The sequence below is a fragment of the Halonotius aquaticus genome, assembly GCF_003605575.1.
Taxonomy (GTDB): domain Archaea; phylum Halobacteriota; class Halobacteria; order Halobacteriales; family Haloferacaceae; genus Halonotius; species Halonotius aquaticus.
The window spans coordinates 307,980-330,087 of sequence record NZ_QKNY01000018.1; the positions used below are offsets into that span (position 1 = coordinate 307,980).

Consider the following 22,108-nt stretch of genomic DNA (forward strand, 5'->3'; position numbering starts at 1 on the left):
CGAACAGCCGCTGGCAGGCAACCGCTTCAGGCGAGGAGCTGTCGATACCCACAAGTTCAGGGGGCGAAAAAAGCCGGTATGAACCACGAGCGGTCACGCGAGCTGTACGGCCGGGCCCTCTCGGTACTGGCTGGCGGTGTCAACTCCTCGGTGCGGGCGACGAAACCGTACCCATTCTTCATTGAGCGCGGCGACGGTGCCCACGTCATCGACGCCGACGGCAACAAGTATCTCGACTATGTGATGGGGTATGGCCCGCTGCTGTACGGCCATGATCTGCCGGAGCCGGTCGCCGCGGCGATCCAATCCCACGCCGCCGACGGACCGATGTACGGCGCGCCAACGGAAATTGAAGTCGAACTCGCGGAGTTCGTCGCCCGCCACGTCCCAAGCGTCGAGATGCTGCGGTTTGTCAACTCCGGCACCGAGGCAACCGTCTCGGCGGTCAGACTCGCCCGCGGCCACACCGGCCGCGATAAGATCGTCGTCATGCAGGGCGGCTACCACGGGGCCCAGGAGTCGACGCTCGTCGAAGGCGACGCCAACAACCCACAGCCGTCGACGGCGGGCATCCCAGAGGAGTTCGCCCAGCATACCCTGCCAATCCCGTTCAATGACCCGGACGCCGCCCAAGCGGTCTTTGAGGAACACGGCGACGACATCGCGGCCGTCCTGACTGAGCCGATCCTTGGCAACATGGGGATCGTCATGCCCGTCGACGGCTTTCACGAAACCCTCCGAGAGCTCTGCGACGACCACGGCTCGCTGCTCATTTTCGATGAGGTGATCACCGGCTTCCGGGTCGGCGGGCTGCAGTGCGCACAGGGCAAGTTCGGGATCACACCGGATCTGACGACGTTCGGGAAGATCGTCGGCGGCGGCTTCCCGGTTGGGGCGATCGGTGGCCGCGCCGAACTCATCGAGCAGTTCGCCCCCTCCGGGGATGTGTTCCAGTCAGGAACCTTCTCGGGGCATCCGGTGACGATGGCGGCCGGGCTGGCGAACCTAGAGTACGCCGCCGAAAACGATGTCTACGACCATGTCAACAGCCTCGGCGAGCAGCTTCGGAGCGGACTCCGGGATATTCTGGCCGATCAGGCCCCGGAGTACACCGTCGTCGGCACCGACAGCATGTTCAAGGTCATCTTTACCCGTGATGGCGCGACCGATCGGGGCTCACAGTGCGGGGCGGGCTGTCAACAGGATCCGGACTGTCAACACTACGATCACTGCCCGAAGACCGGCGCGGACGTTGCCGACGCCGACACCGAGCGGTGGGAACGGCTGTTCTGGCAGGCGATGAAAGACCAGGGCGTCTTCCTGACGGCCAACCAGTATGAATCGCAGTTCATCTCCTATGCCCACACCGAAGCCGACATCGAGGAAACCCTTGCCGCCTACGCCGAGGCGCTGTAGGTCGCTGCCGGAACTGATGGGCTTTTAGACGGTGAGCCCAGAGAGGGCTGTATGTCATCAACCACGACCGTCAGACTCGCAACGCGGGGCTCAGAACTCGCCCGCCGGCAGGCGACGACGGTCAAATCCACGCTCGACTCCCGACGCCGGGAGGTGACGCTCACCGAGGTCGACACCCGGGGCGACCAGATCCGCGATGAGCTGATCCACCGCCTCGGGAAGACCGGCGCATTCGTCCGGGCGCTCGACGAGAAAGTCCTTGACGGCGACCTGGATGCCGCGGTGCACTCCCTGAAGGATATGCCGACCGAGATGCCGGCCGACCTCGTCGTCGCCGCCGTACCCGAACGCGCGCCGTCCGGCGACGTACTCGTCACACCCGATGGCGGCGATATCGACGACCTCCCAGAGGGCGCGGTCGTCGGCACAAGCTCGCTCCGCCGGAAGGCCCAACTGCTGGCCGCCCGCCCGGATCTGGATATCGTCGCCCTCCGGGGCAACGTCGACACCCGCCTCGAAAAGCTGCTCGCGCCATCGTTGCAGCGGGAACACCAGGCGCGACTCGAAGCGGTCGGCAAACTCGACGAGATCGTCGGCGATGCGGCCGCTGTCGTCGACAGCGGTGACAACGCTGCCGACGACGACAACGCCAACGACGCTGACAACGATGACGCGGACTACGACCGCTCACCCGAGGAGTGGTTCAACGATCTCACCGATCTCGAACGCGACGCGATGGGTCGAAAGGTCGACACCGAGATGGATGCGATCGTCCTTGCGGAAGCCGGCCTGCGGCGCAGCGACCTGCTCGAGAGCGTCCCAACCCACCGGCTGCCCAGAGAGCAGTTCGTCCCCGCACCCGGCCAGGGCGCGATCGCGGTCACCGCCGTCGACGACGACGTAATCGACCAGCTTCGGGAGGTCGTCGATCACCCCCGCAGTCGGATCGAAACAACCGCCGAACGGACGGTGCTGGCTGAACTTGGCGGTGGCTGTATCGCGCCGATCGGCGTGAGCGCGATCGTACAAGGCGAATACGTTCACACACGCGCGCAGGTGCTTGGCCCCGACGGCGAAGAGACCGTGGAGGCGACCCGTGATCTACCGATCACCGATCACGCCGCAGCCGCCGCAGACTTCGCCGCCGACCTCCGGGAGCGTGGTGCCGCCGAGTTGATCGAGGCCGCCGAAACCGCGGCGACCGCAGACACGACAGGAACCCGGGAGGACAATGGCTGACGATCCCGCGACGGTCTATCTCGTCGGGAGTGGCCCGGGTGATCCAGAACTCCTGACGGTGAAGGCCAAACGCCTGCTGTCGACAGCGGATGTCGTGCTCCACGACAAACTCCCTGGCCCGGAGATACTCGAAGAGATCCCCGAAGACAAGCGTGAGGATGTGGGCAAACGCGCCGACGGCGAGTGGACACCACAGGAGTACACCAACCGCCGGCTCGTCGAACTTGCGGAGGCCGGTCAGACAGTTGTCCGGCTGAAAGGCGGCGACCCCTTTGTGTTCGGTCGCGGCGGCGAGGAGATGGAACACCTCGCAGCCAACGACATCCCATTTGAGGTCGTCCCCGGGATCACCTCCGCGACCGCCGCTCCTGGTGTCGCCGGGATTCCGCTGACCCACCGGGATCACGTCTCCAGTGTCTCCTTTGTCACCGGCCACGAGGATCCAACGAAGGACGAATCAGCCGTCGACTGGGAGGCACTGGCCGACACCGGCGGGACGCTCGTCGTGTTGATGGGTGTTGGAAAACTCCCGTTGTACACACAGGCACTGCGAGACGCTGGGATGACTCCGGAAACACCGGTCGCCCTCGTCGAGCGGGCGACCTGGTCGGAGATGACCGTCGCCACCGGCACGCTCGGTTCGATTGTCGAGGTGCGGGATGCGGCGGAGATCGAACCCCCGGCGATCACGGTTATCGGCGACGTGGCTGCGACCCGGAAGAACGTTGTCGACTTTCTGTTGAACCGGAGCGACAGCGATCCCCACCACGGCGGGAGGAAGCCATGAGCAGCGAGGTGCGCGTGGCCGTCTTCCGGCCTAACGACGATCGGTTGACCGACGCCGTCGAGCTTCTCGATTCGCTGGGGGCGACACCGATCGCCGATCCGATGCTTGAAATCGAGCCGACCGGTGCGGTGCCACAATCGAACGCTGATTACGTCGTCTTCACGAGCAAAACCGGGATCGAACTCGCCGCCGAGGCGGGCTGGCAGCCCGGCGAGACAACGCTTGTCAGCATCGGCTCGGGAACGACCGCCGCGGCCACCGACGCTGGCTGGACGGTCGACCGCGAACCAGAAACATACAGTTCTGCTGGCCTCGTCGAGTTACTCGCCGAGGAGGTCGCCGGCAGCGATGTCAACGTCGCCCGCAGCGACCACGGCAGCCACGTGTTGCTGGACGGCCTCGTCGACGCTGGGGCCGACGTGACCGAAACCGTTCTCTACCGTCTCGTTCGGCCGGCCGACGCCGGCGAGAGCACCGAGTTGGCAGCCGACGGCGAGCTTGAAGCGGTCGCATTTACCTCCTCGCTGACGGTCGAACACTTCCTTGATGCAGCCGCCGACCGTGGCCTCCGGGATGCCGCCATCGACGGGCTCGATGCGGCTGTTGTCGGCGCGATCGGCGAGCCGACCCGAGCAACCGCCGTCGACCACGGGATCGCTGTCGACATCGTCCCCGAGGAGGCGACCTTCGAGGCGTTGGCAACCCAGGTTGTTGAAGCAGCAGCACCAAGCTACACGGGGTGATCGAATCCTGACGGTGGGAGAGCCGGAGGCTTATATCCGATACCGCACAACCCATCGGTGATGGCTTCGAGTCCCCCGGTTCCCGAACTTGCCGAGCCGGCCACCGCCTGCGCCGAGCGGTTGCTGGCGGCCGACAGCGTGGTGCTGGCCTCGCATATCGACGCCGACGGGCTGACAAGTGCCGCCATCGCGGCGACCGCACTCGAACGCGCCGGGATACAGTTCGAGACCGTCTTTTCGAAGCAGCTCGACAAGGATGAGATCGCTGCGATCGCCGCAACCGACCACGAGACTGTGCTGTTCACCGACTTCGGCAGCGGCCAACTCGGTATCATCGCCGACCACGAAACCGCCGGCGATTTTACCCCCGTCATCGCCGATCACCACCAGCCGGCTGACGCGACCACTGAGTACCATCTCAATCCGTTGCTGTATGGGCTCGACGGCGCGACCGAACTCTCGGGGGCGGGCACAACATACGTGTTGGCCCGCGCGCTCGCAGCAATCCAACCAGCCGCTGACGGTGGCACACCCACCGGGCAAACACCGACCGAAAATCCAGATGGCGACAACCGCGATCTCGCTGCGCTCGCGGTCGTCGGCGCGGTCGGCGACCGACAGGCCGGCGTCGACGGGCTGACCGGTGCAAACGAGGCGATCGTCGAGGAGGGGGTTGCTGCCGGCGTCGTCGAGGCCGGCACCGACATCACCCTCTACGGCAAGCAGACCCGGCCGCTGCCGAAGCTGCTGGAGTATGCGACCGAAGCCCAGATTCCGGGGATCTCAAACGACACTGCGGGCGCGATCGACTTTCTCACCGATCTCGATCTAGAGCTTGAAACTGACGATGGCTGGCGGTGTTGGGTCGATCTGACCGATGCGGAACGACAGACGCTGCTCAGCGCGTTGATTCAACGCGCGGTCGCCAGCGGCGTGCCGGCCGGTCGGATCGACGATCTCGTTGGGACGAGCTACCAACTCGCTCACGAGGAGCCCGGCACCGTCCTGCGAGATGCCAGTGAGTTCTCAACGTTGTTGAACGCGACTGCGCGGTACGAGCGTGCGGATGTCGGGCTGGCGGTCTGTCTCGGCGACCGCGAGGAGGCCTTCGAGCAGGCTCGAACACTGCTCCGAAACCACCGCAAAAACCTCTCACAGGGCGTCGATTGGGTCACAAGCGAGGGCGTCACCACCGAGGACAACATCCAGTGGTTCGATGCCGGCGGCGAGATCCGAGCGACGATACTCGGTATCATCGCCGGCATGGCCATCGGCGAATCAGGAATCCGCCGGGAGCTGCCGATCGTCGGGTTCGCCGAGAAATCCGCCGAGGAGATCAAGGTCTCCGCACGCGGAAACCACACACTCACCGGCAAGGGGCTGGATCTCTCAGTGGTGATGCGAGATGCCGCCCGCGCGGTCGACGGCGACGGCGGCGGTCATGACGTGGCAGCCGGGGCGACGATCCCAGCCGGAGAACAATCAGCGTTCGTCGCTGTTGCTGACGAGATTGTTGGTGAACAACTGTCGTCGTAAGGAACTTACTGACCGCCGATATCCCGGAACATCACCCGATAGTCATCGGCTGATAGCGTGTCAGCGAGATCAAGGAGCTCGTCGTCAAGCGCTTCGAGGCGATCGAGGAGGTCGTCGTACTCGTCGCTGGCGTCAAGTTCGGAATCGGATTTCTGGGATTCGAGCAGCGCGCGTTTCGAGGCCAGCGACGCCGCCTCCTGGAGCAGGTCGCCGTACTCCGACCGAGTGAACAGCGTGTCGACAGCCTCCATCAGTTCATCCCGCGTGACGGGTTTGAGGATATAGAGATCGAAGCCCATATCGATGATGTCGAAGTCAGGCTCAACACCGGTGACCATCGCCACCCGGCACTCCATCTCCTCCGCTTCGATCACGTCAAGCACGACTTCTCCGGGGTCATCCGGGAGTCGCCGATCCAAGAGGACGGCATCGATCGAGTCCGGGAGTTCCTCGCCGTCCGGGGCGGCCTCGCCGTGAAGCACATCGATCGCTTCCGCAGCGGTCGTCGTCGTGACGACGGTGTACTCCGGTTCGAGGAACTTGTTGTAGAGATGGGTAACGGTCGGATCGTCCTCGACGACGAGGATAGTCTCGTCGCTCATCGCCGACCCACCCGCGATTGTAACCCGGTGTGTTCGACCGGTCGGACGCTAGCCACCCGCATATGTGTTATTGGAGTCATGACGCAGCATAAATCCGTGTCAGACGGCCGTCGGACGGCCTTAGATGACAATGTACGTTTGAGAGAAATAAAGGTATGCATGCGGGTGGCCACAGCCCGCCGGAGCCGGTGGGCTCATTTAGGGGGCGGTCGTACGACCCCGCATGCCAGAGACAGTGCAGACCGGCGTCGACGGCCTCGATTCGATTCTCGGCGGTGGGATCGTCAACAACGCGACCGTCCTCGTCAGCGGGAACCCCGGGACGGGGAAGAGTCTCTTCGGGATCAACTACCTGTATTCGGGTGTCATCGATCATGGCGAACGCGGGATCTACATCTCCTTTGAGGAAAACGCGGAGGATATCAAGATGGCCGCCGAGTCGATCGGCTTCGATCGTTTCAGTGAGCTTGTCGACGAGGATGAGATCAAGATCTACGACAAACGTGAGATGCTCCAAGACGGCAACTTCACCGAAACGATGGATCGACTGCTGGAGGTGTTTACCGAATCGGAGTACGATCGGCTCGTCTTGGATTCGCTGACGATGTTTCAGCTGTTTTTCGAGGATGAACGCGAGAAACGCACCTATCTGCTGAAGTTCTCGGATATTCTCAAACAACACGGGCTGACCTCGCTGTTGATCAACGAACAGGGCGCGGTGTTCCCGGACACCGAGATCGGCCTGGAAAACTTCCTCACCGATGGCAACATCTACTTTATCCAGACGCCGACTGACTCCGGAGTCAACCGCTACGTCTGGGTGGCGAAGATGCGAAAGCAGGATATCAACACCGACATCTTCCCGATGGAGATCAGCGACGGCGGGATCACCGTCTACGAGAAAGCCAGCGGCTTCTCGATGATGGCTGGGGAATCCGGCCCCGGCGGCGATGGGCCGTCGTTCTGACAGCCCCTGTCAGTTCGACATCGTCCGCCAGACATCGTCGAGTTTGTTTTTGACCGCCGAGCGTTCGGCGATATCGACGGAGACGCCGCCCTCAAAGCTGACCTCAACTTTGTCAACATTTCGGCGATAGACCTTGATCCGGCGGTGTTCATCCGACAACGGCCGATCGTGCAACGTCAGCAGATCAGCGTCGGTCAGTTCGTCGATCCGCCGGTAACAGGTGGCGATCGGCACGTCGAGTTCGTCGCTGAGGTCTTGGGCTGACTTCGGCTCTGTCGTCGCCGACAGGATATCCGTGTTGTACTTGTTGCCAAGCACCTCGATAAGCTCCTCCGATGCCATTCTGTGATAGCTACCAACGACTGGGCAAAAAGCGTATCGGTGGGGAGTTTATTACGTTTTCACAGCCGTGAGTATCAAAACTAATATCCAAGCATCTGGGAATCGAGGAGAGGGTGGTGAATCGGTTCGTCGACGACGAGGGTGAGGAAAGAGAGCAGCGTGGTGGTGACGTGTCGATCGTAGTAGCACGTCACACAGTGACCCAAAGAGGCGACAGAACAGTTAGGAACCCGTTTCGGAGGGGTATCGGCTCTCGGCGTGGCTACCGTCGAATTGCCGTGAAACAACTCGGCGTTAGATTTAACACAATATACCCATAATATATCGATAACAGACTGGAGTGCGGTCGGTATCCAGTCGGGGGAACACACCATGTTCAGCACAGCAAGCCGGGGTCAAGTGGGGATCGGTACCCTCATCGTGTTCATCGCGATGGTTCTAGTGGCAGCTATCGCTGCTGGGGTGCTTATCAACACCGCTGGCCTCCTACAGGCGCAAGCACAGTCCACAGGTGAAGAAACGACGGCACAGGTTAGTGATCGGATAGCGATTGGTGAAGCAGTTGGCTATGATACGACTTCTAGCGACTCTGACGACACAGCGGGGGAAATTGATACACTGAATGTCTCAATGCGGCTGGCGGCCGGTGCTGACCCGATCAACCTAAGTCAAGCATCATACACAATCGATACTGGGGGAACTGCAAGGGTGATTAGCGGTGCAAACAGCAGCGGTGGTCCAGTGACGTTCCACCAGATACAAGGACTCAACGAAAAACCGAGGATCCTAGCAGACCAAAATGATCTGATGGTTGTCGAATTTAATCTTGAAGACGGTACTGCCACCGGTGGAGGAGGTATAGATGGGATCACTTCCATTGAGGATGGAGACGATATAACAATCATTGTGCAGGCTCCGGCAGGTGGGAGCACGTACGCCACCCTGAAGGCACCGCGCCGGATCAATCAGGGCGAATCCTACATCGTCTCCTAAAGCCTGTTCTTTCCGCTGGGGCAGTTTTCAACTCCGATTCGTTTCCTGGCTTCACCCTGTTTGCGGCGTCACTGCTTGATAGCTATCAGAATCGCCCCGTGTTATAACGTAGTGAGCTGGTCTATTTTCGCTAGTGTCCTCCTATAAGATCAACAATCAAATAACAATTCTGTTTAGATTACATTATTTTCAACAAAGATAATTTGAGGATCATTTTTATATGTATTCTCAATGGGATTTCAGGTAACGCCTGCCCTGTTCCGGGTCAGGCAAAGTCACACTATGTTCGAGTCACACACCCGAGGCCAGGTCGGCATCGGGACGCTCATCGTGTTCATCGCGATGGTGCTCGTCGCGGCAATCGCCGCAGGTGTCCTCATCAACACGGCCGGCCTCCTCCAAGCACAAGCCCAACAGACCGGTGAAGAAACAACCGCCGAAGTCAGCAACATCGTCCAAATAAACCAAGTCATCGGTGAGGACAACACCAGCGACGGGCGTATCGATATCCTCAACGCAAGCGTTCGCCTCGCGTCGGGCTCCGACCCAGTCAACCTGAGTGAAGCCTCCTATACCGTTGAAACAAACGGCAGTGCAACTGTTGTCAACGGAAACAATCGGACGAACGATGCCATCTCGTTGTTCCAAGCTCAAGGGCTTGAGGACGGGACAAGCATCCTCTCAGATCAAGACGATCTGATGATTGTCCAGTTCGATCTCGCAAAGACAGCTGCGTTGGATCCACTCGGAGAGTCAGATAAGATCACCCTCGTCACGCAAGCTCCCGCGGGCGGAAGTACCTACAAACAACTCCAAGCACCTCGTCGAATCAAAGACGGCAATGCGTACATCCTCTAACCACAACCTCGCCGTGTGAATGTGCCACGAAAGTCACCGTGTTGGCTTGTAACGGAACTCGCCTCGAAGCGTGTCTCCGCTACGCTCCACCCGTTATAGAGGAGAGGGAAGAGACAGGGAGTCTCCGACAGTCGCTATCTCACCGCCATATTTATTATTCTGGGATAGTAAAATCGTGATAACGTCTGACCTTTCGTGGGTTCAGGCGGGGTCAAAACCATGTTCAGCACAGAACGCCGCGGCCAGGTAGGGATAGGTACGCTTATCGTGTTCATCGCGATGGTGCTCGTTGCAGCGATAGCTGCTGGCGTGCTTATCAATACCGCTGGCCTCCTACAAGCACAGGCACAGCAAACAGGCGAAGAGACGACCGCCGAGGTTAGCAATGTTATTCAGGTCGGCGAAATTGTTGGTACAGCTCCTAGTAGTAGCGAAAAGATAAAAACGATCAATCTGACTGTCCGTCTTGCATCAGGATCGGATCCGATCAATATTAGTAAGGCATCGTATACGGTGTCCACAAACGGCAACGCAACCGTTGTAAGCGGCGATCCAAAGAGCAGTAATGTTGTAACTAAACTTGTTGGAAAACAGGGAACAGTTAAAGGCGATAGTAGAGGTACCAACAACTCCGATGATATGATCCTTTCGGAGCAGCAGGATCTAATAATTGTGCAAATGAATCTAGACAGCTCCGGTCTTGAGCCACTTGAGGACAACGGGGAGCTACAGATCGTCGCACAGGCTCCGGCAGGTGGCAATACGTACAAATCGGTTACAGCACCACGACGGATCAACGAGGGTGAGTCCTACATCCTCTAATCTCGACTGTGGGCACGACCCGCGCTTCTGCGTGGGTCAACGTTGACACAGTAACGTCGGCGTCGTTGACGCCGAGTACTGTGTATGGGTTTGGTACGCTTGCGCCCGGACGCTCTCGTTCTGGGCTTTTCTGAGAGAACACAAAAACCGCTACTGCCAAGAGTAGCGTCATGCTTGGTCATTGGTGGTTTGTGTCTTACTGTTGGCTACAGGTACATTCTCTTCTAATTGCACTATTATCAGAACAGATAATTTGGTAGTCATTTTTATTACCATCGACTGTCACATCCCAGATACCGTCTGGTCCAATACGGGCTCAGGCGTACCAAACCATGTTCAACACAGACGACCGAGGTCAGGTGGGGATCGGAACCCTCATCGTGTTCATCGCGATGGTGCTGGTCGCAGCAATTGCGGCTGGTGTTCTGATCAACACCGCAGGCCTCCTACAAGCACAGGCACAGCAAACAGGCGAAGAGACGACTGCCGAAGTCAGCAACGTCGTCCAAATTGGTGAAGTTGTTGGGATCGAAAACGACACTGACAATCAGATCGAAGAGCTCAATGCGACGATTCGGCTGGCGTCGGGGTCTGACCCGATCAACATGAGTGAAGCGTCGTACACTCTCTCTAGCCCAACTGGTAATGCGACCGTGGTCAACGGTAACAACAATGTCAACGACGACATTACGCATCACCAGCTCCAAGGTATGGACAATGGGGTATCAATTCTTTCCGATCAGGAAGATGTTCTGATTGTCAACTTTGATCTCGCAGGTGAAAGTGGAATTGAGCCACTCAATTCTTCAGAAACGGTGACCCTAATCACACAGGCTCCAGCAGGCGGACAGACGTACAAGGAGCTGAAGACACCGCGACGGATCTTCGAGGACTCAACGTACATCCTCTGACGCAGCGGTTTCCTTCGCTTTTTATTTTTCACACTCAATCCTAAAGTCGCGACTGAACACATACGGAATAGTTTGCGGTAGATTACTCCTCTGCGGTAACTCAAGGTAACAATTATTACTATTGTACTAGTTGGATACCGTATGGACAGACGGCGACTGTTGATGGCCGGTAGCACAGCGATGTCAGTTGGACTAGCTGGGTGTAGTGGCCTGCTCGGTGGTAATGAGGAAGATGACGGCCCGACACAGCCGGTGATCGCTCGCATCGGGATCGAAACAAACGCCGGCGAAGGCCAAGTCACGGGACAGATATCAAATCCAACTGACGAGGCCGTTAACCGAACAATATATGCACGGATCTATACGGCTCCACAGGAGCCGAGTACCCTGCTTGAGGAGAATCCCGAAGAGACGCTCTCGCAATCGATTAACAATATTCCACCACAGAACACCGGCGCGTTTCTGTTGTCGATCCCCGGCGTGTATACAGTCAGTCGTCTTAGCGACAACATCGAGGCTGCACTCGTCCCACCAGGAGAGAACCCAACAGAGGGAGACTATCAGTGGTTCGGCCCTGATGCAGAAACGCTCAACGCATAATCATACGTCCACTGGTACCAACAGTTGTGATGTATGTCATCGCAGCCGAGGGATTCTGACCTGCGTGGCATCCAATTGATCCGAGGACAACACTCTTTATCGCAACGCCAGAAGCTACCCCTATGAGTTCGGATGATCCTGAGGACGACCCACAAGAAAAGGGAATCCTCGCGCCCGATGAGCTCGATATCACCGATCATCCGAAAGTCGAATCACTCTCCGAAGGACGGTATGTCGTGTCACCCGACGACACGCCCGTCGATCCAGACCCCGAACAACAAGGAAAATCGGGTTCGACCGAGTCACAACTCCCTGCCAGCGACGACACAGCAAACGACACAGACGACAATGCTGAGGAGAGCGCGGAAGGTGACGACGACACCGAGCAAGCGCCACGCGGAAGCGGTGGTGGAGATGACGATGACGACACAGCAGAAGAGCCACCGGCCGACACAGACGACGACAGCGAGGGCGCAGCCGAGCCGCCAGCCGTCAGGTTGACCCAACAGACTGTCAGCCAGTTTCTCGCTGAATCACTCACCTCAACCGAGACAGCCTACGGGTTCGACGCGACAGTCAACATCGAGGGGAGTGTCAAGCGCGGGCGGATGAGTTCCGACGATGTTGCCGAAACCTTAGAGGGGCTGTTGCGGTGGTACGCCTCCCAGACAACCGACGAGATGGAGCCGGAAGCCGCCCTTGGGATCATTCTCGCCGGCAGTACACTCGAGGTTGAGTACCCGGTACAGAGCGTCTACGCCATGCTCAAGCGATATGGGCTTCAGCCGGATGATTCGATCAGCGATCTGCTATCAGCGATCCGCGAGGAAGGGTCGTTCACCGTGCCGCCGTCAGAGAATCGGTGAGCAACGTCTCACCGACAGCCAAACGGTGAGTGCTCTAGCATCGTCAGCCCCCCGTGATGCGCCGGCACTACTCTCAGGGCTGATAGCTATAGGGGAGTGTTTATATTACCTCGGGTGTCCTATGTTCGATATATGGCAAAGCGTGTGATGATCGCTGACGACTCGGAGTTCATGCGGAACCTACTCCGAGAGATACTCGAAGACGACTTCGAAATCGTTGGGGAAGCCGAAAACGGTGTCGAAGCGGTCAACCTCTATGAAGAGGAGGATCCCGACATCGCCATGATGGATATCGTCATGCCGATCCGCAGTGGGATCGAGGCGACAAACGAGATCACGAACAATGATCCCGACGCGAAGGTGATCATGTGTACCAGTGTCGGCCAAGAGGAGAAGATGAAACAGGCGATTAAGGCCGGCGCGTCGGGATACATTACCAAACCGTTCCAGAAGCCAAACGTCCTCAACGAGATCAACGACGTCATCCCGGCCTAGTATGAAAGTCGATATCCGGGAGCTGGGGCAGTTCAACCATCTCGCCTCCGAAGGGGCCAAACAGGCCGCCAAATCGCTGTCGACACTGGCGGGTATCGAGATGGATGTCGATGTCACCGACGTCAGCCTCGTCACCGAGTCGGTGCTCGCGGAGACGTTCGCCGACCGCTCGTTTGTCGGCGTCGAACTCGGCTTACAGGGCGGCCTAGAGGGTGAAACGGTGTTGGCCCTCGAACGCGAGCGCGCGCTCGTACTGCAAGAGTTGCTGTTGGATGCGACCGACACCGACTACTCCTCGAAAGGCAGCACCATCGCGAAAAGCAGCGTCACCGAACTCGGCAACATCATGATCGGCGGCTTCATCGACGGCTGGGCCAACCACCTCGATACGGCGATCAACATGACGCCGCCGCGGTACACCGAGGCCAACGGGCCGCGCATCCTGCCGGATCAGGCCATCGAGGCAGCAAAAAACCACGGCGTGTTCCTCTTTGAGAGCAAGCTGTCGGGAATGGACGTCGACCTCGATTTCTCGCTGTACATGCTGCCGGAGTACCGCCAATTCGTGCAGCTGCTGTCGGGCAACGACCAGGGCAACCAGATCCCGGTCAACCGACTCAGCACCTTCGAGGAGTTGGCCAAGGAGGGGGCGGGCAACGCCGCCGGCCAGATCGGCATGATGACCGGCCTCGACACCAACGTCGATGTGAGCCGGCTGCGGTTCGTGCCGCTGTCTGGCGTCCCAAAGCAGGTCGGCAACGACCAGTTTGTCGGCGTCGTCTTCGAGTTGACAGGGCTGCCGAGCGGGTATCTCGTCGTGTTGTTTGACGAGAAATCCGCCATCACGATCGCCAACGCGATGATGCCCGGCGATTCGACGGAGGATGAGATCGGCTCGATGACCGAAGGCGCAATCAAGGAGCTCGGCAACATCATGACCAGCGGCTTCATCGATGGTTGGGCGAACGTGCTCCAGACGAGCATCGAGCATTCCCCGCCAAACTTCGTCCACGACATGGGCGAGTCGATCATGAGCCCGGTCGTCGGCAAGCTTGGCCAACAGCAGGATTACGCTTTTGTCATCGATTCAACGATCGAGATCGATGGCAACGAGGGGCAGTGTGATATCTACGCGTTGCCCAACGAGCGAGAACTAGCCCGGGCACTGTCGGCACTGCCGGCACAGGACTAATCGTCGGGAGGCGCTCGTGACACGGGATCGGCAGCGCAAACAAAGCGCGCCAATAAAACAGGTCGGCATCGCCGAATATGCCGTGGTAACCGATAACACGGTACTGTCGACCAGCGGGGTTGGCTCATGTCTCGGGATTGTCCTTCGGGACTCATTCAACGATGTCTCGGGGTTGATTCACGTGATGCTGCCAACAGCAGAAGAGAGCCGCGATGGCAACCCCGCGAAATTCGTTGATACCGGGCTCCCGCTGGTGATCGAGGAGATGATCGAGGCCGGAGCAAGCAAACGGCGGCTGGAGGGCTGGGTTGTCGGTGGCAGCGAGATGCTCTCGTTTTCCTCGGATGGCGACAGCATCGGAAGCCGCAACATCGCCGCCGCCAAACAGGCCTTCGAGCACTACGGGATCGACGTTGCCGGCACCGATGTCGGCGGCAGCCACGGCCGGTCGATCCGCTTCGATCCAGCAAGCGAGTCGGTGACAATTCAGACGGCCAAGGACAACACGACACAGACGATCTAACGTCTGACGGGAACTATCAGCACTGATATGTGTCTGACGCTAGATATCAGTTTTGAGAGTTGGATGGGTGGTTTCAAGTGTATCGGTGGTCATAAACCGTTACAATGGGTCTCGGCATCGCACTCCTCGTCGCAGTACCCACCCTAGAGATCGGTGCCCAACTCGGGGGCAATCTCTCGGCGTGGGTCGTGACGACCGCAACCATCGGCTTGGTCGGGGCGAGTATCATCGACCGTATCCTCGAAGGTGAGGAAGACGCCGGCGGCGGCGGTGGTGGCGGCGACGGGGGCATGGACGGCGACCTCGGTGGGGGAATGGACGACGACCTTGGCGGCGGGATGGACGATGATCTCGGCGGGGGCATGGATGATGACCTCGGCGGGATGGACGATGACTTCGGTGGCGGGGGGATGGATGATGATTTCGGCGGGATGGACGATGACTTCGGTGGCGGCGGTGGTGGCGACTTCGGCGGTGGCGGTGGCGGCGGCAACACCGACGAACTCGCCCACCAGATCGAGGAGCTAGAAACCGAGGTGTCTGATCTCTCCTCGACGGTCGGCACCATCCGCGAGGAAAACACCGAGATCAGCGAGCGCGTCGAGGAAGTCGAAGAGGATGTCCGCAACCTGCTTGACATCTACGAGATGGTGACCCGCGGCATCAACCCCTTCGTCGACGACGGCGGTGGTGGTGGCGGTGCCGGCGGCGGCTTCGGCGGTGGCGGCGGCGACGGCGGCGGCCTCGGCCTGTTCGACGATGACGAAGAGGAGGCCGAGGACGTCGACGACTCGGTGATGGACGCCGACGCCGACGGCTTCTTCGACGACGAACTGACCGAAGAAGAGATCGAACCCGCAGACGATGGCGGCGACGAGGCCGGCGGCATGGACGACAGCTTAGACGAGATGGGCGACGGTGATTTCGCCGACGATCTCGATGCCGACGACGATGACTTCGCCGACGACCTCGACGACGGCGACGAGTTCAGCGATGATCTCGATGACGGTGATGCCGAGAGCTTCGAAGATGACCTCGATGACGGTGCTGAGGGGTTCGAGGACGACCTTGGCGGCGAAGATGACTTTGGTGACGACCTCGAAGGAGATGCAAGTGATCAAGATATGTCCGGCGAAAAATCATTCAGCGAACTGAAAAACGAGTACGACTCCGGGGATGCCGAATGGGCCGACGAAGATGACCTCGACGATGGTGGCGAGGAGGATCTCGATGCCGACATCGACGATGAGTCCTCATCCGATGGGCTCGATGAGGGCTTCGATGACGGCGAGGACGCCTTCGACGAGGGCTTCGACGACGAAGACGACGGACTAGATGACGGCGAGGATGCCTTTGATGAGGGCGGTGACGCCTTCGATGACGGTGGCGACGCCTTTGACGAGGGCGGCGACGGCTTCGACGAGGGCGGTGACGCCTTCGATGACGGCGAAGATGCCTTTGATCAGGGTGGCGACGGCTTCGACGAGGGGTTCGAGGAGGAACCCGAACCAGCCGACGCCGCCGGCGGAACACCGGAGCCAGAGCCCGAACCCACCGGAGGAGCCCAACAGGAAGCCGGACAACAGCAGGCCGACGGCCAGCCGGCCGGTGGTCGCCAACAAACCCAACAGCGAGAGCAACAGCAGCAGGCTGGCGGCCAACAGGGTGGTGGCCAAGCCCAGAGCCAACGCGGCGGCCACGAGGAGGCCGGCGGCTCACGGCCGCTGTCGCCGATCCGAGAGCGCGGGGCGGGCGACTTCGAGTACGTCACCTCCGATCACCTCTCGACGGCCCGTGAGAAGCCCTACCTCACGACGCTGCCAAGCGATTACCTTGGCGATCTCGTGATCATGGAGTGGCTGGAGTTCCTCGTTGATGAGTCAACCGTCACCGACGCCGCGCGCGCGGTCAACTACTACGAGCGCATCGAGTGGGTCGACCCCGCCGTCGCCGACCACCTCCGATCGTTCCTCTCCGGGTTCGGCAACGTCGATCGCAACAAGATCGACCGCCCAGGCACCGAGTACCTTACACGTGAGCATCACATACATAGTCTGAAATACATCATGCAGCTCAACGGTACCACCGCCACATCGGTCATTATCGACCGCTGGGACAGCTTTACCCCGGACAACAATGGGTTTTAGCGTCAGTGCCTCAACCGCGCTCATCTTCGCCGCACTGTTTTTAGCCCTCGGCATCTTCTATCCGGCAATGGCGAACAGTTACGAGCGCGTGCAAGCGGCTGATGCCGACCAAGCGGATCGCGCCCTTGATCAAGCCGACAGCGACATCCGGATCGATGCGGCAACTGGTGGGACAGTCGATGTCACCAACAACGGCTCGACAACACTCCCGGTCGACGAGACAGATCTGCTGCTTGACGGCGAGTACCAACCACGAAGCACCGTCACAACTGATGTGGGTGGCAACACAGCCACCGACCTCTGGCTGCCGGGTGAAACACTAACGCTTGATCCCAATGCGGGCCTCGGCGGTGTCAATCAGGTACGTGTCGTCACCGAACACGGCGTCAGTGATTCAGTGGTGATCTAACGTGGCTAGTGTTTCTGTCTCCCATCTGATCATCTTCATCGCCAGCCTCGTTGTTGCCGCCGGCGTCGCAGGGACGCTGACGACCGGCGTCGAACGCGTCAGCAACGCCGTTGAGGACGGCAGTCTCGATGTCAGCCAGCAGGTGCGGACGGATATCGATATCGTGAGCGATCCCGCGAATCCAACCATCGACACAACAACAGGCAATCTGACCGTTCACGTCCGCAATACCGGCTCACAGGCGATTTTCATACGTCCAGACTCCGTTGATATGGTGCTGAATGGGCAGTTTGTGACAAATAGTGACTTCACCATCACCGACGCCAACGGTGCAAAGACGGTGGCCCGTACCGGTGACGTGATGGCCATCGAGATCGACGACAGTCTTGTCCAAACCGGCGACAACAGATTATACCTAACAATCAATAGCGATGAGGAAGTATATGAGTTCAGGAACTGACCAATGAGCACAGCACGTCGTGATATCCTGTCGATCGGGCTCGAAGGCCATGACCAGTTGAACGCCGAGCTCGGCGGCGGGTTCCCACCCGGTAGTATCGTTCTCATGGAGGGCGACTACGGGGCGGGCAAAAGCGCGCTGAGCCAGCGGTTTAGCTACGGCTTTACACAGGAGGACACGACGGTTACCTATCTCTCGACGGAGCTGACTGTCAGCGGATTTATCAATCAGATGCACTCGCTGTCCTACGATATCACCTCGGAGCTATTGGAGGAACAGCTCCTGTTTTTGAGCGCAGATTTCGACAGCGGTGGCGCGCTGCGTGGCAATGAAGACAAAGAGCGGAAAGAACTGCTCAAACGCCTGATGGACGCCGAGGCGATGTGGGAACCGGAGGTCGTCATCATCGACACCTTCGATGCGATCCTCCGTAACGATCCCAAGTTCGAATCCCTCGTGCGCAACGACGAAGGGCGACAGGCTGCCCTTGAGATTATCTCGTATTTCCGGGATATGATCTCGATGGGGAAACTCATCATCATCACCGTCGACCCCTCGACGGTCGACGACGACACGATCGATCCGTTCCGGTCGATCGCCGACGTCTTCCTTGAGTTGGAGATGGCAGAGGTCGGCAGCGAGACCCGGCGGTCGATCTCGGTGAAACGGTTCGCCGGGATGGGCGAACAGGTCGGTGACAGCATCGGGTTCTCGGTGCGCTCCGGCACCGGGATCGTCATCGAAAGCCGGAGTGTGGCCTAACGATGACCGATCAAGGAACGGCAACACCGTCGGACGAACTCAGACAGGTCGCCAACCGACGGCCACACCTGCGGGAACACCTCCAGAAGTTCAAACAGATTGCCGGGGAGTTCCCGATGTTGGTCGAGGATCCTGAGGATTACGAGACCCGGCGGCCGAACGTCATCTATCCGGTCGGTGGTGCGGTCTACTGTCACGTCTACGGTGACCTCGGCCAGAAGACGAAATACTACACCATCGAACCGACGCTCTCGGAGGATGAGACGGTTACCCTCCAGAAGGTCAAGCGAAAGCTGCTGTCGATGAGCGGCCACAAGGAGTCGCCGGACGACGACGCCGGCTACGACGACCTCATCGAGGAGTTGCTCGATCAGACCACCTACGTCACCGACGGCGACATGTCGTTTTACGACCGGGTCAAACAGCTCTGGAACTTCGGGAAGGTCAAAGTCGACCAGAACACCTACGACAGCATTCGCTACCGGCTCAACCGCGATATCGTCGGCTTCGGACCGCTGGAGCCGATCATGCGCGATGACCAAAACGAGGATATTCACGTTATTGGCCCCCATGAGACCCACGTCGACCACGCCACCTTCGGGATGTTGCCGACGACGGTCGACTTCGGCACCCCCAATGAGTTCGACAACTGGCTGAAAAACATGGGCGAGCGGATGGGCGATCCGATCTCGGACTCAAATCCGATCGTCGACTCGACGATGCCCGATGGCTCCCGTATCAACATCATCTACTCTGAGGATGTCTCGTTGAAGGGCCCATCGCTGACGATCCGACAGGGCCAGGAGATCCCACTGTCGATGATGCAGATTACCCACTGGGGAACGCTGTCGCCGATGATGGCGGCATACCTCTGGATCTGCCTCGAAAACGAGCAGACGGTCTTCGTTGTCGGCGAGACCGCATCCGGGAAAACGACGACGCTCAACGCCTCCTTCTCGTTTATCCCCCGAGATTCGAAGATTTACACCGCGGAGGACACCGCCGAGGTCATCCCACCCCACGACACCTGGCAGCAACTGCTGACCCGTGAGGGGATGGGCGACGAGGACGCCGAGGTCGACATGTTCGACCTTGTGGCGGCCGCCCTGCGCTCGCGGCCGGACTACATCATCGTCGGCGAGGTTCGTGGGGCCGAGGGGCGGATGGCCTTCCAGGCCGCCCAGACCGGCCACCCGGTCATGCTGACGTTCCACGCCTCCGATATCGTCACCATGATCCAGCGGTTTACCTCCGAGCCGATCAACGTCCCTGAGACGTTCATGGGGATCGCCGACGTCGCGCTGTTCCAAAACCGTGTCAAACAGGGCGATGACGTGCTGCGCCGTGTCACAAGTGTCCAAGAGATCGAGGGGTACTCCTCGGAGATGGGCGGCGTCGTGACCCGGCAGGTCTTCGAGTGGGATCCCGTCGAGGACGAACACACGTTCAAGGGGATGAACAACTCCTACGTCTTGGAGGAACAGATCGCCCCCCTGCTTGGCTACGCCGACACCCGACAGATCTACGAGACACTGAATCACCGCGCGGAGGTTGTCGAACGGATGATCCAGGAGGGGATTCTCGGCTACCACGAGGTCAACGACGCCATCGAATCCTTCCAGCGAGACGGCGTCGAAGGGCTCCCGTTCACGATGAGTACGGCGCCGGACATCAAGTAGGTGGCTTATGGCGACACAGGAGGGCTCCGGCGACCGGCTGAACTCGCTGTTGGCGTTTGTCTCCGACGTATTAGCCTCCTACAGTCGGCTGGATATGTCGCGGCGGCGGTATATGGTGCTCATCTTTCTGCCGACATTCAGCGTGTTTCTGTTGTCGATCGCGGCGGCGATTGTCCTTGAGATCCCGGTGACCGCGAAGATCCCGATCCCACTGCTCGGGTTGTTGGTGTGGGTGACTGGGCTGTTGTATCCGAAGCTCTACATCACTCAGAAGCGAACCGAGATCGAGGATAAGTTTCATCTGGCGATGACACATCTGACGGTGCTGTCAACCACAAACATCGACCGTGTCGAGGTGTTTCGTCGGCTGGCAGCCGAAGACGAGTACGGTGCGCTGGCCGACGAGTTAGGTCAGATTGTCGGGCTTGTCGACACCTGGAATCAGAGTATCGACGACGCCTGTCGCCGGCGAGCCAAGGAGGTCCCAAGCGAGGTGATGTCGGATCTCTATGAGCGACTGGCGTTTACCCTTGAGGCCGGCGAGGAGCTCAAGGAGTTCATGCTCGACGAGCAGGATTTCATCATCGAGAACTACGAGACAATCTACGAGGGCCAACTGGCCAACCTCGAAGTGATGGAGGATCTCTACATCTCGATGATCCTCTCGATGACCTTCGGGCTCGTCTTCGCCATCGTCCTCCCGATCCTGACGGGCGTCAACCCGACAGTGACCGTCTCGGCAGTCATCGGGTTGTTCTTCCTCGTCCAGGTGGCGTTCTTCTTCGTCATCCGGAACATCGCGCCCTACGATCCGGTGTGGTACTTTCCGGAGCCGCGATTTATCGAGGACAAAGAGCTGTGGGCAGCGATCTTTATCGGCAGCCTCGGCTCGTTGTCGATCATCTTCTTCATGGGGCTTGGCTTTCTCGGCATCGGCCCCGGGATCGACGGCGTGCTCTTTTTCCTTGATACCGTCCCGCTGCCGCTGTATGTCTCGATCCCGGTGACGCCGCTGTTGATTACCGGGATTGTCATGCGCATGGAAGAAGAGCGGATCAAGGAACGCGACGAGCAGTATCCGAACTTTATTCGGTCGTTGGGGACAGCCGAAACCGCCCAGCAGGCGACGACCGTCGAGGTGTTGAAAACGCTCCGCGAGAAGGACTTCGGTGGGCTCACCCCGGTCATCAACCGCCTCTACCGGCGACTCAGCATGCGGCTCAGCCCGGAGAACGCGTGGGGCGATTTCTCACTGGAGGCCAAATCGTATCTGATCCAGAAGTACAGCGAGATGTATCTCGTGGGGCGTCAGATGGGTGGGACGCCACAGGTGCTGGGCGAGCTCATCAGCCAGAACATGAACACGATCAATCAACTCCGCGAGCAGCGTCGCCAAGAGACGGTGACACTGATCGGGCTACTGTACGGGATCTCGGCGGCGGCCGTCTTCGCCTTCTTCATCGGCCTTGAGGTCGCCAACATCCTCGGGGAGTTCTCCGGGGCGTTGACGCTGGATCAAGCGGAGTTCGGCCAACTCATCTACACCCAGGCGTACAACGTCCCCGTCATCGAGTATCTGCTGTTGTTGGTCGTGCTGTTCAACGCTGCGCTGTCGTCGCTAATGATCCGGACGATCGACGGCGGCAACAAGGCAACCGCCTACGTTCACTTCGTGTTGTTGACGTGGCTCGGCGCGGGCGTGGCGATCTTCACCCGGCAGGTCGTCAGCAGCCTCCTGCAGATCCAACTCTGAGCCGAC

23 protein-coding genes are annotated in these 22,108 nt (G+C 59.5%); 21 read left to right on the forward strand and 2 right to left on the reverse strand.

Annotation, left to right across the window (positions count from 1 at the left end):
- Positions 1-78 precede the first annotated feature (78 nt).
- The 5 genes from hemL to DM826_RS11210 are packed head-to-tail and all read left to right on the forward strand — an operon-like array spanning position 79 to position 5,721.
- A complete protein-coding gene (gene hemL / locus DM826_RS11190) occupies positions 79-1,416 on the forward strand; it encodes a glutamate-1-semialdehyde 2,1-aminomutase (RefSeq protein WP_120103505.1) in 1,338 nt (445 codons plus the stop codon).
- A 51-nt stretch (positions 1,417-1,467) separates the two neighbouring features.
- Positions 1,468-2,655 carry a hydroxymethylbilane synthase gene (hemC, locus tag DM826_RS11195; RefSeq protein WP_120103506.1) on the forward strand — a complete coding sequence of 396 codons (1,188 nt, stop codon included), beginning with the start codon at positions 1,468-1,470 and terminating at the stop codon, positions 2,653-2,655.
- Positions 2,648-3,442 carry a uroporphyrinogen-III C-methyltransferase gene (gene cobA, locus DM826_RS11200; protein ID WP_120103507.1) on the forward strand — a complete coding sequence of 265 codons (795 nt, stop codon included), beginning with the start codon at positions 2,648-2,650 and terminating at the stop codon, positions 3,440-3,442. Before hemC ends, cobA begins: the two co-directional genes overlap by 8 nt.
- Positions 3,439-4,185 (forward strand): uroporphyrinogen-III synthase, encoded by a 747-nt coding sequence (locus tag DM826_RS11205; protein ID WP_120103508.1) that lies wholly within the window; start codon positions 3,439-3,441, stop codon positions 4,183-4,185. The genes cobA and DM826_RS11205 overlap by 4 nt, the downstream gene beginning before the upstream one ends.
- A gap of 60 nt (positions 4,186-4,245) precedes the next feature.
- Positions 4,246-5,721, forward strand: coding sequence for a single-stranded-DNA-specific exonuclease RecJ (locus DM826_RS11210; RefSeq protein WP_120103509.1), 1,476 nt, complete (start codon positions 4,246-4,248; stop codon positions 5,719-5,721).
- A 5-nt stretch (positions 5,722-5,726) separates the two neighbouring features.
- Here the strand turns inward: DM826_RS11210 and DM826_RS11215 are convergent, their stop codons facing one another.
- The gene (locus tag DM826_RS11215; protein WP_120103510.1) at positions 5,727-6,323 is read right to left on the reverse strand and encodes a HalX domain-containing protein; all 597 of its coding nucleotides are present in this window, start codon (positions 6,321-6,323) and stop codon (positions 5,727-5,729) included.
- 223 nt (positions 6,324-6,546) lie between these two features.
- Here DM826_RS11215 and DM826_RS11220 point away from each other — a divergent pair, with 223 nt between their 5' ends.
- Positions 6,547-7,290 (forward strand): RAD55 family ATPase, encoded by a 744-nt coding sequence (locus DM826_RS11220; RefSeq protein WP_120103511.1) that lies wholly within the window; start codon positions 6,547-6,549, stop codon positions 7,288-7,290.
- Between the two features lie 9 nt (positions 7,291-7,299).
- On the opposite strand, the gene DM826_RS11225 is transcribed toward DM826_RS11220, so the two are convergent.
- Complete coding sequence (locus tag DM826_RS11225; protein WP_120103512.1) at positions 7,300-7,632, reverse strand: ArsR/SmtB family transcription factor; 333 nt, start codon at positions 7,630-7,632, stop codon at positions 7,300-7,302.
- Between the two features lie 432 nt (positions 7,633-8,064).
- Here DM826_RS11225 and DM826_RS11230 point away from each other — a divergent pair, with 432 nt between their 5' ends.
- The 15 genes from DM826_RS11230 (at position 8,065) to flaJ (ending at position 22,102) form a co-directional block, all read left to right on the forward strand.
- The gene (locus DM826_RS11230; protein ID WP_449405070.1) at positions 8,065-8,625 is read left to right on the forward strand and encodes a hypothetical protein; all 561 of its coding nucleotides are present in this window, start codon (positions 8,065-8,067) and stop codon (positions 8,623-8,625) included.
- 282 nt (positions 8,626-8,907) lie between these two features.
- Positions 8,908-9,483 carry an archaellin/type IV pilin N-terminal domain-containing protein gene (locus DM826_RS11235; protein WP_120103514.1) on the forward strand — a complete coding sequence of 192 codons (576 nt, stop codon included), beginning with the start codon at positions 8,908-8,910 and terminating at the stop codon, positions 9,481-9,483.
- 279 nt (positions 9,484-9,762) lie between these two features.
- The gene (locus tag DM826_RS11240; protein ID WP_394338554.1) at positions 9,763-10,305 is read left to right on the forward strand and encodes a flagellin; all 543 of its coding nucleotides are present in this window, start codon (positions 9,763-9,765) and stop codon (positions 10,303-10,305) included.
- 332 nt (positions 10,306-10,637) lie between these two features.
- Positions 10,638-11,216 carry an archaellin/type IV pilin N-terminal domain-containing protein gene (locus tag DM826_RS11245; protein WP_120103516.1) on the forward strand — a complete coding sequence of 193 codons (579 nt, stop codon included), beginning with the start codon at positions 10,638-10,640 and terminating at the stop codon, positions 11,214-11,216.
- 141 nt (positions 11,217-11,357) lie between these two features.
- Positions 11,358-11,816, forward strand: a complete 459-nt coding sequence (locus DM826_RS11250; RefSeq protein WP_120103517.1) for a hypothetical protein — start codon at positions 11,358-11,360, stop codon at positions 11,814-11,816.
- Between the two features lie 122 nt (positions 11,817-11,938).
- On the forward strand, positions 11,939-12,682 hold the full coding sequence (locus DM826_RS11255) for a DUF7500 family protein (protein ID WP_120103518.1): 744 nt from the start codon (positions 11,939-11,941) through the stop codon (positions 12,680-12,682).
- A 132-nt stretch (positions 12,683-12,814) separates the two neighbouring features.
- Positions 12,815-13,177, forward strand: a complete 363-nt coding sequence (gene cheY / locus DM826_RS11260) for a chemotaxis protein CheY (protein ID WP_120103519.1) — start codon at positions 12,815-12,817, stop codon at positions 13,175-13,177.
- Position 13,178: 1 nt separating this feature from the next.
- The gene (locus tag DM826_RS11265; RefSeq protein ID WP_120103520.1) at positions 13,179-14,369 is read left to right on the forward strand and encodes a chemotaxis protein CheC; all 1,191 of its coding nucleotides are present in this window, start codon (positions 13,179-13,181) and stop codon (positions 14,367-14,369) included.
- 16 nt (positions 14,370-14,385) lie between these two features.
- Complete coding sequence (locus tag DM826_RS11270) at positions 14,386-14,892, forward strand: chemotaxis protein CheD (protein WP_120103521.1); 507 nt, start codon at positions 14,386-14,388, stop codon at positions 14,890-14,892.
- Positions 14,893-14,996: 104 nt separating this feature from the next.
- Positions 14,997-17,039, forward strand: a complete 2,043-nt coding sequence (locus DM826_RS11275) for a FlaD/FlaE family flagellar protein (protein WP_120103522.1) — start codon at positions 14,997-14,999, stop codon at positions 17,037-17,039.
- The gene (locus tag DM826_RS11280; RefSeq protein WP_120103523.1) at positions 17,029-17,448 is read left to right on the forward strand and encodes a flagellin; all 420 of its coding nucleotides are present in this window, start codon (positions 17,029-17,031) and stop codon (positions 17,446-17,448) included. Before DM826_RS11275 ends, DM826_RS11280 begins: the two co-directional genes overlap by 11 nt.
- Position 17,449: 1 nt before the next feature.
- Positions 17,450-17,908, forward strand: a complete 459-nt coding sequence (locus DM826_RS11285; RefSeq protein ID WP_120103524.1) for a flagellar protein G — start codon at positions 17,450-17,452, stop codon at positions 17,906-17,908.
- Between the two features lie 3 nt (positions 17,909-17,911).
- Positions 17,912-18,670 carry an ATPase domain-containing protein gene (locus DM826_RS11290; RefSeq protein WP_120103525.1) on the forward strand — a complete coding sequence of 253 codons (759 nt, stop codon included), beginning with the start codon at positions 17,912-17,914 and terminating at the stop codon, positions 18,668-18,670.
- 2 nt (positions 18,671-18,672) lie between these two features.
- Entirely contained in the window at positions 18,673-20,349 is a 1,677-nt protein-coding gene (locus DM826_RS11295) for a type II/IV secretion system ATPase subunit (protein WP_120103526.1), read from the forward strand.
- Between the two features lie 7 nt (positions 20,350-20,356).
- The gene (flaJ, locus tag DM826_RS11300) at positions 20,357-22,102 is read left to right on the forward strand and encodes an archaellar assembly protein FlaJ (protein ID WP_120103527.1); all 1,746 of its coding nucleotides are present in this window, start codon (positions 20,357-20,359) and stop codon (positions 22,100-22,102) included.
- Positions 22,103-22,108: the final 6 nt, after the last annotated feature.